Raw genomic sequence first — 13287 nt, 5'->3', positions numbered from 1 at the left:
GTTGTCACGATTACAAACACATGAGCAAAGGCGCAAGCTAAGAACATCGGAAGCTGGGTGCGGTGAAAGTCGCACGCCCAGATTTAACTGAGAGGTGCGGGAGATAATACTCCCCATCGACTCAACCTAATGCGCGGCGAGACTTGTATCTCAACCAGCAACGGGGAGAACGGCAACGGGGTGAGAACCGGGTGCAGTTAAAATTGCAAGATTGGTTTTTACCTGCCTTGTATCAAGCGACTGGGGATACGCCATTATTGCAGCAAGACTTAAACAACCAAGAAAGCGGCGAGTCACCAAAATGGGGAAACTTGCCGGATTTACAAGAAGCTGGATTCTTCGGTCGTAGCCGGGAATTATGGCAGATAGAAAGATGGTTTGTGCAGGGAACGCGCCGCCTCACAGTATCGGGTTTTGGTGGACAGGGAAAAACCTATCTTGTCCAGGAAGCAGGACGCTGGTTACACCGCACGGGGATGTTTGAGAAAGTTTGTTTTGTTGATTATGCTGCTTTTCAGGGAGTGGATGCTTTAGGCTGGGCAGTTAGCACCCTGGGGACAGTGTTAGAACAGAGTTTAATTGATGGGGCGGCGGCAACTCAGGCGTTGCGTAAGCAAGCCACATTGCTGATTTTAGATAACTTAGAAGCCTTGCAAGCGGAACCTCTAGGGGAACTGTTAACCGTGGCGAAACAGTGGTCTGAGGTTGGGGAATGTCGGGTATTACTCACCACGCGCACACCAGATTTTCACCATCCCGATTATCCCACACAAGGCAGTCGCAAACATATCTCCTTATCTTTGCGAGGTTTGGGACAAGAAGATGCCCTAGCGTATTTCCAGAGTTTGATTAAACTGACGCTAGCACCCAAATTTGACCCACCTAAACGCGAAGTGTTGTTGGAATTATTTAAATTGGTGGATTTTCATCCCCTGTCCATTGGTTTGTTAGCGAAACAGTTGGAAAGTCGCCGTCCGGCAGAGTTGGGACAACGCTTAGAAGCTTTGATTGCCCAAACACCAGATAATCCCCTATTGGCATCGTTGAATTTATCTTTAGAACGGTTGGATGCTGAGGCGATGCAGTTGTTGCCTCGTTTAGGCGTGTTTCAGGGCGGGGCGTTTGAAGCTTACTTGCTGGGGATTACAGAAATTTCTGAGTCACAGTGGCAAACTTTGCGCCCAGCATTAGAAGCCACTGGTTTAATTCAAGTTGATGGGCTTTTTCTCAAATTTCACCCCACCTTAGCCCCTGCCCTGTGGCCGCGCTTATCCCCAGAAGCACAGACAGAACTGCTTACCCGTTATCAAGAGTGGTATTATCAAGTTTCTAGCTATTTGTACATTGAAGATAGCAAACATCCTCGTGAAGTTCGTCTCATTGCCGAACGGGAATTACCGAATTTACTTTATGCAGTTGATGGCGCGTTGAATGCAGGTGCAGAATGGGCTGTAGAGTTTGTTGGCAATGTAAACAGATTTCTTGGTATCTTTGGACTTAACCGCGATCGCACTAGACTAAATCAACGGATTGCTCAGTTGACTGGGGAGGTAGGTTCCGATACATGGTATCTCAGCCGTCAGAGTTCAGGCGAGCAATTATTCAATTTAGGTCGCTATCAAGAAGCAGCGCAGGTGTTTAGTGAGATAGTGGCAGAGTTGGGCGAGCAACCAAGTTATAACCGCTGTGCTACTTTAGTTATGCTGGGGCGGTGCTTTCAAGGCCAAAGACAAACAGCACAAGCAGCAGAAATCTACCGTCAGGGATTGGCAGTGGCGCAGCAGTTGGAACAGTCTAATGATGTCAAGAACCTGATGGGAACGTTGCAGACTGACTTGGCAGATGTGCTGAGAGATATGGGAGATTATGGTGGGGCACGCATTGCTTATGAAGCAGGATTAGCTATTTACACAGAACTTGGCGGCCTTCGTGGGGCTGCGGTATCAAATATTCAACTCGGCACTCTAGCTATGCTGCAAGGCAACCTCCCAGAAGCAGAACAGCGTTTCCTTGAAGCACTGACTACTTTCCATCAACTCAACGAACCAGCATCAGAAGCCACGGTTTGGTATCAACTGGGTATGGTGTACGGAGAAGGCAAGCAGTGGGACGCTGCGGAAGATGCCTACCGAATATCAGCACAAATTAATGAATCTCTAGGAGATCTGGCAGGTGCAGCAAGTACTTGGTTTCAATTAGGCACCCTCAATTTCTCTGTTGGCAACCTGGGAGAGGCGGAGGCTTGGTTTCGTAAGGCTTTAGAGCAAGATCAACAATTAGAAAACCAAGCAAATGCATCTCTAGTATTAAATAACCTCGCTCTCACACTACAAGAACAACCCCACCGCCTCAGCGAAGCCCGACAATTGGTAGAAGAAGCATTAGCCATCCGCAAAACCTTAGACCCGGCTGCGGCTGAGATTTGGAAAACCTATGACCTCTTGGCAGCTATTGCCGACAAGCAAAGCGACACCACCCAAGCTAAAGAATATCGTCGCCAAGCAAGGCAAGCAAAAGCGGCGTTCGCGGGGACACAGTATGAGTTGCGGAAATATGAGCCGTTGATTGCACTGGTGGTAGCTGCTGTGGATAATGCAGAAATCAGGGAACAGCTAGAAATTAAAATGAAAAATTTTGCAGAAGATTTGCCAAATCTCCTTGCTGCCATCCGTCGCATCTTAGCCGGCGAGCGAGATGAGAATATACTGTGCGAGCCGTTAAATTCGGGAGAGTTTATGATTATCTCCCCTATCCTGCGGGGTATTGCTGACCCTCAATCCCTTGCAGCGTTGTTGGCAGAGTGATATTAAACAAGTTGGAAGTCGGAAGTCGGAAGTCGGAAGTAAATGTAGGGTGTGTTGTCGCGCAGCGCAACGCACCGTTAAGATCCCCCCGCCTGCGGCGACCCCCTTAAAAAGGGGGTAAAAGAGAATTATTATAAGCCCCCCTTTTTAAGGGGGGTTGGGGGGATCTCAAAATACTAAAACGTTAACCGAACCGTATTGGGAACGCACTGGCTCGACTTTTCGCTGCTTCTTTGCGTGATGCAAAATTCATTTATTATCCACTTCCGAAGAATAATCTTCACAAAAAGCTTTCAACCCAATATGAATAACAATCACCGTCACAGCGACAGCTAAAGGAGACAGCACATCTCCCGAAAAACCCATTGTTACCAACACTGCACCCAAGCGTTCCACTGCATCTTTATTATCCAAATCGCCCCATTTCTTCCACTGCTGATTCAGCATTCCCCCTTCTTGGCATAAATCACTTTTAGCAGCTCGTCCAAATTTCTGCAAAAAACTCTTAGAATTTTCTTGTGTAAGATTTGTAATTGCTGCGGTTTGTTTTACCAGCAATTTTTCATCTGAAATTTTATCCTCTCCTTGTTTTTGCTCTGAATCTGGGGCATCGCGCAGTTCAGTTAACTGGCGGTCAATTTCGGCAGAGAGGGCAGTAATTTCTTCGGGGGTAAAGATGCTGTTCATTAATGAATTGTTTAATAATGTTTGGCGATGCTGGTTATTTTTACAATATCATTAGCGACAATCTACTGATCAGTCAGCCCCTTCCGCTTTACGGTACTAGAGCTAGGGATATTTTTACTGGATTGTAGTATATAACATCCAATGGGAAGCGTTATAGTTTAACGATGAGCAAGTACAACAGAAAAAAGTAAGATAATGGACACCGCCAAACTCAGCACTGATGGCACTCATCAAGTTGTTATTTTGCCCGAAGATTTTCAACTTACTGGCACAGAAGTCTATATCAAAAAAATTGGTAACGCTATTGTTCTCATTGCCAAAGATAACCCCTGGCAATCTCTCATTGAAAGTCTAGACAATTTTTCCGATGATTTCATGACTACTAGAGATCAGCCACTCATCGACACTAGAGAGAGTTTGTAAATGCGATACCTGCTTGATACCAATATCTGCATTTACCTCATCAAGCAAAAACCTCAAAAAGTGGTAGATAAATTTAAAACCCTTAGCATTTCTGATGTGGGTATCTCCTCAATCACTGTTGCTGAACTTGAATATGGAGTAGCCAAAAGCCAACAGCAAGAGAAAAACCGCACCGCGTTGCTACAATTTTTGCTACCTCTAGAAATTGTTGAATTCAATCAAGCATCTGCAACGATTTACGGCAGCATTAGAAGTGATCTCGAAATTAGAGGACTCATCATTGGTGCAATGGATATGCTCATCGCCGCTCATGCTCTAAGTTTAGGAGTTACCCTAGTCACCAATAATGTCCGAGAATTTTCTCGCATTCCTACGTTGTTATTAGAGAACTGGGTTGAGTAAGTGTAAAAAGGCGATGTTTAAGAGGTTGTTTGACAAGCATAGCACCGGGCGAATAAAAGTTCCGGCTACTATACAAACGTCCTTTCTTACGGTATACTGCGCGAAGCCAGAAGCAAGCTACGCATAACATATCGCAGAGAAGCCCGCCTACGCGGACTAACAAAAATCAAGGGTTTTAAACCCACGGAGGTGGGTTTTGTATTCCGACTGCGCTCAACACAAGTCTGTATAGCCGCGATTTCTAATCGCCAGGTATTTACTCCATCTCCGCCAATTCTAACCAGCGTTCAGTCGCCACATCGATCGCGTGCTTGAGCTTTTCCACACGATCGTACAATTTCTGCACTTCGCTATAATTCCCCGGTGAGACATTCCCTAGTTTTTTCTCGGTTTCTTCTTTCTGGGCCTCTAACTCGGCAATTTTACCTTCCAACTGCTCAAATTCTTTTTTCTCCCAATTGGATAATCTCCGCCGCTTGGTATTCTCGCCATCCTTGGGTGAAGCCGCACCATTTTGGACTTCGACATTTTTAGGCTTCTCCTTAGCGTTAGCAGCTTGTTGCTGCGCCTCTTCAGCCTTCTTATAGTCCAGATAAATCGAGTAATTACCTGGATATAGCCGAAGATTACCGCCTTCCTCAAAGGAAAATACTGTGTCGATGGTGCGATCGAGAAAGTAGCGATCGTGAGAAACTACAATTACACACCCGACAAAATCCTCTAAATAATCCTCTAATACTGCCAATGTCTGAACATCTAAATCGTTTGTCGGTTCATCTAAAATCAAGACATTAGGCGCACCCATCAAAACCCGCAACAGAAATAAACGGCGTTTTTCACCACCCGAAAGTTTATTAATTGGGGCATACTGTTGATTACCAGGAAACAAAAACCGCTCCAACATTTGGGAAGCAGTAATTTGAGTACCATCGGTAATTTTGATAAACTCTCCTTCTTCTTTAATGTAGTCAATCACGCGCTGATTTTCGTTTAAAGCTGTGAGCAATTCTTCAGAATGCTGGTCAAAATAACCGATGTGAATTGTAGTACCAATTTCTGCAACACCTGAATCTGGCTGAATTTGACCAGTAATAATATCCATTAAAGTGGATTTACCAGCACCATTAGCGCCGATGATGCCAATGCGGTCTTCGGGACTAAATTCGTAGGTGAAATTATTAATCAGAGTCCGTCCATCATAAGCTTTGGAAACGTTATTTAATTCAATAACCTTTTTGCCAATGCGACGACCAACTGTAGAAATATCAACTTTACCCTGAACTTGTTTAAATTCAGTATCCCGCAGAGCATGAGCGCGGTCAATTCTAGCTTTTTGTTTGGTACTTCTAGCTTTTGGCCCTTTTTTGAGCCATTCCAACTCGCGGCGCAACAAGCCTTGGTGTTTACGTTGACTGCTGACGGCAGAATCTTCAGCTAAAGCTTTCTTTTCGAGGTAATATGAATAGTTACCTGTATAGGTGTAAATGTCGCCTCGGTCGATTTCAATAATCCGGTTGGTAACGCGATCTAGAAAGTAGCGATCGTGGGTGATAAGAAAAAGTGCGCCACGATAGCGATTTAAGTAACTTTGTAACCACTCTACAGAAAGAGCATCAAGATGGTTTGTCGGCTCATCCATGAGCAAAACATCTGGTTCTGCTAGCAAGGCTGATGCTAAAGCAATACGCTTGCGATAGCCTCCAGATAAAGTGCCTATCTTGGCATCAAAGTCAGAAATTCCTAATTTGGTGAGGATGATTTTAGCGTTGGTTTCTAATTCCCAAGCACCATTTGTATCCATCCGTTGCATCACCACAGAAAGGCGAGACATCAGTTGGCTATCATCTGGATAGTGAGCCAATTTATCTGAGAGTTCTTCATACTCACGTACCAAAGCCATGTGTTCGCCACTGTCGGCGAAAACTTGTTCTAAAACTGTGTGATTCTCATCTAAATCTGGCAACTGGGGTAAGTAGATAATTCTAGAACCAGAGTTGACTAAAATCTGACCGCTATCAATCGATTCTAACCCGGCGATCATTTTTAATAGGGTTGATTTGCCAGAACCGTTAGTACCAATTAAGCCAACTTTATCGGTAGCATCAAGGCTAAAGCTGGCATCTTTTAAAATTTCCTTAATGCCAAAGTCTTTTTTTACTGATTGTAGTGTAATAATACTCATAAGATTTAGTAGTGTTTCATTGATTATTAGTTAGTAGGTAAGGCACATACCCTACCTACATTAGCCAAATTCTATACAAATAAATCCAAGGGGAGATGTCCATACATTTCGTTGATTCCGTCTTCGTCGTAAGACTGACAAGACACTAATACGCCACGATGATGTCCGGCATAAGAATCGAGATAACACAAGCCATTTTTACCATTTAATTTGATATAAACTGGGCCTTCGGGTGTAAGTAAATTGTCTGGTGCTTCATAACCCAAAGCCAGAGAATAAGTCTTCATGGCAAGTATTCCTTCTTCTGCCGTATCAGCACAAATTCCTAAAATTTGATAATCAGCAAGTTTAGCGATCAAAATTAAGGCACTACGAATTACTAATTTTTCTGATGGCTTGAGGACAGGCGCAATGTCTAGACAGTTGAATTTATTCAGTAATTTTTTCGCTTCTTCGGCGGTGAGATTCTGAGGATTGGGGGTTGACATAAACTTCGATTATTGTCTTGTTGGTTTTTCTGTTGTGTTGAAGTTGGGACTAGTGCCGCAAGGCGTAAGTCACGCATTCACGCATTCAAAAAGCTTTAATTTTGGGCTTTATTGGTGTAATGAAATGGTAGGTTTATTTCCGCCAACTTGTACTAGCCCAACTTACTAAATATTATTTACTCGAATTAAGGTTGATTTTGAACATTCCCAAGGTTGTATATGAAGGGAACGCCGCTTTTTGAATCACCACCCATAACGAGGACTTTGGGCATCTGAGCGCCCCCACTCTTCCAAGCTTCAATTGCTTCTTTTTGCAGAACTAACTGTCCTCCTTGAGCTTTAAGTGTCTCTGCTAAGAGTCTTTGAGCTTCTGCCCTACCTTTAGCGCGATTCACATCTGCTTGTGCTTCTTGTTCTGCTTCCCGTGCTACATAAACGGCTCTTTGCGCCCGTTGTTCAGCAATTTGTTTTTCTTCCACAGCTCTTGCAAATTCTGGTGAGAATGCTAAATCAACTACGCTAGTATCTAACACAATTATCCCATATTTGTCTAAGCGATCGCCTAGCGCTTCATCAAAGTCTTCTTTCAACTCACTTCTTTTGGTAATTGCTTCTTCTACTGTTCTTCTAGCGGCTGCAATTTTAAATGCTTCTTGGGTCTGTGGTGCAATGATTTTCGATACAATATTTGCTAAGGTTCCTTGTTTCCTTCTAACTTCAACTACCTTGATGGGATCGAGGCGAAAGTTGATCGCAAATCTCGCAGATAAATTTTGCAAATCCTTGGTAGAACTCTCTGCTGGCACTTCAAATTTCTGCACAGTCAAATCATACACATCTATCACTGAGATAAAAGGCGGTTTTGCATGAATCCCTTCCAATAATGCCCCATCTCTCGCTTTACCCAAAATGCTGATCACTCCTGCTTGTCCTGGGTTAATAATGATAAAGGAATTTAGTCCCAGAATCACTAGTGTTGCTAATACAATTCCTAAAACTATGCTTTGCCAATTTCCAAATTGCTGATTTTTCAAATTCTTCTCTCCATGTGAGTTAGTCATTGGTCATTTGTCATTTGTCATTTGTCATGAAGAGTTATTATTTTTCTCTTTGTCTTCCTTCTCTCATTTCCAGTGCTGAGTAAAAAGTTTTACTTTGGCTTGGGTAAACTCAGTTACTAGTTTAAGCTTCTCATTAGTCTGTGTGAATCAACCCTTTAATTTGAAGAAAGCGGCACTGGCGGTTTAATGTCCATTGTTTGTGATGATATTAACCAATTAGAGCGGTTTATGGATGGAGGAGCGAATGATATTATCCAAGTTTCCCCACCTGTTTTAGTTTATTGTTGCAAACATATATGCAAGTTACAGATGTAGTTGTCATTGGTAGCGGTATTGGCGGTTTGAGTTGTGCTGCTGTTTTGGCACGGTATGGCTTTGATGTGATAGTCTGTGAAAGTCATTCCATTGCTGGAGGCGCTGCCCATGCTTTTGAGCGCAATGGTTTTAAATTTGACTCGGGGCCGTCTCTCTACTCTGGACTGTCTTACAGCCCCTCTGCCAACCCTCTGCGGCAAGTCTTAGATGCAATTGGCTCGGAATTACCATGCGTAACCTATGATACTTGGGGTTGTTGTGTACCAGAAGGTGATTTTGATACGTCGGTTGGTGCGGAGCAATTTTGTGAAGTGCTGATGAAATTCCGGGGACATGATGCTGTAGCCGAATGGCAGGAACTCCAGCGCGTTATGGAACCATTCGCTAGTGCAGCAACTTCCATACCACCGGCGGCATTACGCTTTGATTTTGGTGCAGCTAGAACTGTCGGCCCGTTTATCCCATCTTTGACAAAACATCTGGCGAATATAATTAAGCTGACGGGCCCCTTCAGCCGGATTATGGATGGCGTTGTTAAAGATCCTTTTACCCGAAACTGGCTCAATTTGCTGTGTTTCCTGCTTTCTGGATTGCCAGCAGATGGCACTAGTGCCGCAGAGGTAGGATTTATGTTTGCGGACTGGTATCGACCAGATGCAATACTTGAGTATCCCATTGGTGGTAGTAGTGCTTTAGTTGACACCCTTGTACAAGGATTGGAGCGTCACGGCGGGAAGTTGATTCTAGGCGCTCATGTAGAAGAAGTCCTTGTAGAAGGGAATCGTGCGGTGGGTGTGCGTCTGCGCGATCGCTCCGAAATCGGATCACGGCGGGCAGTAATTTCTAATGCATCGGTTTGGGACACACTGAAGTTACTACCAGAAAAGGCAGTACCTAAACAGTACCGTGCTAAACGACAAGCAACACCTGAATGTGATAGCTTTATGCATCTACATTTAGGCATAGATGCTCAAGGAGTACAGTCAAATTTGCGGTGTCATTACATCGTGGTTAATGACTGGGAATTGGGCATAACAGCACCTCAGAATGTTGTAGTTATCTCCATCCCTTCAGTTCTCGATCCATCCCTAGCGCCACCAGGTAAGCACGTAATTCATGTTTATACTCCTGGTAATGAGCCATACTCTATCTGGCAGGGAATGGATAGAAAGAACCAAGAATACGCCGAAAAAAAGCGATCGCGTTCAGAAGTAATGTGGCAAGCGCTAGAGCGGATCATTCCAGATATTCGCTCTCGTTGCGAAGTCACACTTGTTGGTACACCTCTAACTCACGAGCGTTATCTCCGTCGTCATCAAGGTTCCTACGGCCCAGCAATTCAGGCTGGAAGTGGGATGTTTCCCGGCCCCAGCACACCTTTAGCAGGGCTGATGTGCTGTGGAGACTCGACATTTCCCGGTATTGGTTTACCAGCAGTCGCCGCCAGTGGGCTGATTGCTGCCAATACACTTGCACCTGTTAATAAGCATTTAGCAATGCTTCAAGATATCAAATGTATTTAATTTTTCGAGTATAAAATCTAGTTGCCAAAAGAGCCGCACCTGTTGCCAAAACTGCTAGTACACTGTCAGGTTCGGGTACGGCAGCAACTTCAGCATCAATTCGTGCAGTTCCAGCAAACAAACCTGTCAATTCAGGTTTTTGCAGGATATTAGCAAACTCTGGAGAAACCAGCAATTTAACATCAGGGATGGTTAAATTTTGACCATCAAATGCCACAGGTTTTGGAAGACTCAAATCAAACAAAATTGTATTTAAAGAATATGTGTCTCTTAAAACAAATCCGCTAGCATCTTTAACGGTACGTCCTGGAGCAAAACCTATTGAAAAGTCACCAACAGTAATTTGATTATTGAAAGTAACAGTCCCAGAGTGCTCGATTGTCCCTGAGAGCGGAGTAAAACCGCTCTCGTCACTGAACGTGAAGTTGCTGGCTGGCTCGATGTTGAAGCCAACCAAATAATTGCTGGGAATTGGTGCGACTGTATGATTACTGCCTGTCAAGATTAGTCCGATATTTCTAAGAATATCCTCATGGTCACGATCAACGCTAGTGACTCCAGATATCACTTTAAAAGTTGCAGCTTCTACCTCTATGGGTGCAATTGATATAAAAGCTGCTGTTGTATAAGCAAGAATCCCTGAAAACTGAAAAAAACGCATAAATCGTAACCCTGATTTTAGTAGTTAATTTTATCTAAAAAACACTTTTTGTAAAACTAAAAACACTTTTATGAAATTTCCATGAAGTAATTGTCAAACTAATAGCAAAATTTCAGTCTTAAAATTACAAATACAAGGTTATATACATGGGTAAAAATAAATATCACTGCTTATAAGGAAGCATAAAGTATGACGTATAAAGCATTAGGTAGAAAAGATAATGAAATTATAGTTACGTTTAATTATGTCTACTGCCAATTATTTAGCCTTAAATATAAAAATTATGATGTGGTTAAGCATAAGTTTTATCTTTAACTATTGATAAGCTTATGTGAAGAGGTGAAACACTATGCCAAAAATTATTTCTCTATTGATAAAGTAAATCTTAAGTAGGATGCGTTAGGCGTTCATGTCTGTTTCTGGACTAGTCAGGTGGATACGACAATCACTTTATTTGCTGATTTAAGCAAAAAACAGGCAAACAATTTTTGTGCTTATTTGGAAAAGCATCGCAGTTGGATTGTTAATTATGCCTACTACAAGCGGAACAACTTTGTTCTGTTGGTTCTGGGGCTGTAGAGTCTGCCATTAAACATCGGCATCAGGTTAAAACTTTCCAGCGCTCAGTGGCATCCTGAAAATGTACCACCAATGTTACAACTATGCTGTGCCTACCTTAATGGTCAACTGGCTATTTGATGTTTTCGCAAAAATGGGATGCTCCTGATGTATAAGCAGATATTTTCTTAAAAAAATCTCAATTTTTATCAAATTTTAAAATTTCACTTAAATTAAGCAATTTTGGAGCCTCCTTACTGACAATTAATGGCAGCTTGCCATTCCATTTTTCTATTGCTTGCCTTTGCAGAATTTCGGGGGTTAAACCATCACGTAATAATCTGTGCGCTTCAGCCTCTCCTTTCGCTAAATTAACTTTTGCCTCAGCCTGTTTTGTTGCTTTCAGTGCGATAAACTCTGCTTGTTTTGCTTCTTGTTCAGCAATCTGCTTCGCCTCCACCGCCTCACCAAATCTTTCTGAAAAATGGACATGAACTAGAGAAATATCATCAACTGCAACGTGATAGTTACCCAGGCGTGTGGATAAGGCATCATCTACTCCACCTTTGACTTCTCCTCGTTTAGTAATAATTTCTTCAGCAGTATACTTTGCCATTACTGCTTTTAGCACTTCCTCAACTGCGGGGTTAATAATCCGAATAACTACATCTTGTTCATCTCCAATTTCTTGAAAGATGGCATTTGCTTGCTGGGGAACAATATGCCAATTGAGAGCGACATCGGTGAAAACATTTTGTAAATCTTTAGAAGAAGCCTCAGCCGAAATTTCCTGCTTTTGGACTCGAATACTCAACTTTTTCACAGTATTAACTACAGGAATAATTAAGTGAAGTCCTTCACCTAATATCTGGTTTTGTACTTCACCAAATTTCATTAAGACACCACGTTCACCTGCATTTACAATCACACAAGGCGTGAGAAAGAGAGTTATCAGGAACAAAAGAGCAGTCAGTTTACCGGCACTGTTAAAAGTTGAATTTTTTTTCATCTGTGTGAAACATGTATGCCTCTTGCATAGAGACACATATTTAGGAGTTGTAAGCTTCTTGTCGCCATGCTCTTATAACTTTGACTTAAAGTCAATTTTTATATCACTGAGCAGTTAATGTGTTGAATATATATACAGGTATACAATTAAGCCGCCAATGTGTACTTTACTATCCCAACTTGGAGATAGTGAAGCTTAGGGTAGCTTTATATTTACCTAAATCACTGTAATAATATCTAAAAACCGTAGTATTTGAAAAGGTAAATTGCCCTTAATGGAGTAAAGCAGCAGGGAAAATCACACTTTTCCCAACCCATGTATTACATTTAGCTCGTCTTTTTGTTTACCAAACCCATTAGCTGCTTATCCAAGCCGATGAGATAATCTCTACCGTAAGCCCCATTCTCTAAGCCTGTAACAAGATGATTGGGAATGTCTTGTCTAATTTCCTCGCTACAAGAACCAGCAGCCAAGGCGATTGCAGCTACTGTATCCACATCGCCAGTAAAAGCAATACAATCTTGTAAAAGTTTGCTCATGCTGTCATTTCGCATCACCGCAGTAATCGCAGCCCTGAGACTCATCCAGCCTTTGGACTTTACTTTACCTTGCCACGGTTTAGACCACTCCCCAGAGACATAACTTTCCAGAAACTGTCCTAATTTGCGTTTTGGTCCCAGTCGATAAATAAAATAATGTGACATCAAGGCAGCCGCAACGGCAGCATTGATTCCATCAAGTGTATTGTGGGTAATTGCCGCTTGAATTGTTGCCGCCTCAATTACTTTTTCAGGTGTCGGATAGATGCCAATGGGGGCTGCACGCATCGCCGCCCCGCTTTTGTCGCTCTCAGGGTTAATTTTCGTTAAAAACTCTTCCCCATCTTGAATTTCTCTCAGAAAATGGTAGAAGCTTCGAGCATAACCTTCTCTCTCATCGCGTTTGAAGGCTCTAACGAAACTATCAGCTAAAACTTCTACCGTCCACGGTGCTTGAGCAACAATTACTTCAGCAATGGCAATGCTCATCTGGGTGTCATCCGTGTAGCTGCCAGGATTGAGCCGAAAACGCGGATGTTCCACGTATCGACTCAAATCATTGTTAACGATCATCTCGTCAGCATATTCAAAGCCTGCACCGTAAGCATCTGCAATCGCTAACTCTAGCAGCATAT

General features: G+C 42.9%; 11 protein-coding genes and 1 pseudogene. 5 read left to right on the top strand and 7 right to left on the bottom strand.

Annotated elements, in window-relative coordinates; all coding sequences use genetic code 11:
* The first annotated feature begins 143 nt into the window (after positions 1-143).
* Positions 144-2804, top strand: a complete 2661-nt coding sequence (locus LC608_RS32775; protein ID WP_229557548.1) for a tetratricopeptide repeat protein — start codon at positions 144-146, stop codon at positions 2802-2804.
* Between the two features lie 249 nt (positions 2805-3053).
* Here the strand turns inward: LC608_RS32775 and LC608_RS32770 are convergent, their stop codons facing one another.
* Positions 3054-3491 carry a hypothetical protein gene (locus LC608_RS32770; RefSeq protein ID WP_229557547.1) on the bottom strand — a complete coding sequence of 146 codons (438 nt, stop codon included), beginning with the start codon at positions 3489-3491 and terminating at the stop codon, positions 3054-3056.
* A gap of 195 nt (positions 3492-3686) precedes the next feature.
* Between LC608_RS32770 and LC608_RS32765 the strand changes: the two genes are divergently transcribed.
* Entirely contained in the window at positions 3687-3914 is a 228-nt protein-coding gene (locus LC608_RS32765; protein ID WP_229557546.1) for an antitoxin, read from the top strand.
* A complete protein-coding gene (locus tag LC608_RS32760) occupies positions 3915-4316 on the top strand; it encodes a type II toxin-antitoxin system VapC family toxin (protein ID WP_229557545.1) in 402 nt (133 codons plus the stop codon).
* A gap of 256 nt (positions 4317-4572) precedes the next feature.
* On the opposite strand, the gene LC608_RS32755 is transcribed toward LC608_RS32760, so the two are convergent.
* From LC608_RS32755 to LC608_RS32745, 3 genes are all read right to left on the bottom strand, one after another.
* Positions 4573-6498 carry an ABC-F family ATP-binding cassette domain-containing protein gene (locus tag LC608_RS32755; RefSeq protein ID WP_229557544.1) on the bottom strand — a complete coding sequence of 642 codons (1926 nt, stop codon included), beginning with the start codon at positions 6496-6498 and terminating at the stop codon, positions 4573-4575.
* Positions 6499-6569: 71 nt separating this feature from the next.
* The gene (locus LC608_RS32750; protein ID WP_109010880.1) at positions 6570-6986 is read right to left on the bottom strand and encodes a DUF1824 family protein; all 417 of its coding nucleotides are present in this window, start codon (positions 6984-6986) and stop codon (positions 6570-6572) included.
* A 185-nt stretch (positions 6987-7171) separates the two neighbouring features.
* Entirely contained in the window at positions 7172-8020 is an 849-nt protein-coding gene (locus LC608_RS32745; protein WP_229557550.1) for a prohibitin family protein, read from the bottom strand.
* A gap of 323 nt (positions 8021-8343) precedes the next feature.
* Between LC608_RS32745 and LC608_RS32740 the strand changes: the two genes are divergently transcribed.
* Entirely contained in the window at positions 8344-9885 is a 1542-nt protein-coding gene (locus LC608_RS32740) for an NAD(P)/FAD-dependent oxidoreductase (protein WP_229557543.1), read from the top strand.
* Here the strand turns inward: LC608_RS32740 and LC608_RS32735 are convergent.
* Positions 9872-10546, bottom strand: coding sequence for a hypothetical protein (locus LC608_RS32735; protein ID WP_229557542.1), 675 nt, complete (start codon positions 10544-10546; stop codon positions 9872-9874). The genes LC608_RS32740 and LC608_RS32735 overlap by 14 nt on opposite strands.
* Positions 10547-11014: 468 nt before the next feature.
* On the opposite strand from LC608_RS32735, the pseudogene LC608_RS32730 reads away from it, so the two are divergent.
* Positions 11015-11245 (top strand): annotated as a pseudogene (locus LC608_RS32730) (ISKra4 family transposase); the annotation flags it as partial.
* A gap of 58 nt (positions 11246-11303) precedes the next feature.
* Here the strand turns inward: LC608_RS32730 and LC608_RS32725 are convergent.
* Positions 11304-12113 carry a prohibitin family protein gene (locus LC608_RS32725; RefSeq protein ID WP_229557541.1) on the bottom strand — a complete coding sequence of 270 codons (810 nt, stop codon included), beginning with the start codon at positions 12111-12113 and terminating at the stop codon, positions 11304-11306.
* 326 nt (positions 12114-12439) lie between these two features.
* A complete protein-coding gene (locus LC608_RS32720; RefSeq protein ID WP_229557540.1) occupies positions 12440-13285 on the bottom strand; it encodes an ADP-ribosylglycohydrolase family protein in 846 nt (281 codons plus the stop codon).
* Positions 13286-13287 lie beyond the last annotated feature (2 nt).

This window comes from Nostoc sp. XA010 (assembly GCF_020829625.1).
GTDB lineage: Bacteria > Cyanobacteriota > Cyanobacteriia > Cyanobacteriales > Nostocaceae > Nostoc.
The sequence above is the reverse complement of the archived record's forward strand: the minus strand, read 5'-3'. Positions and strand labels throughout refer to the sequence as shown.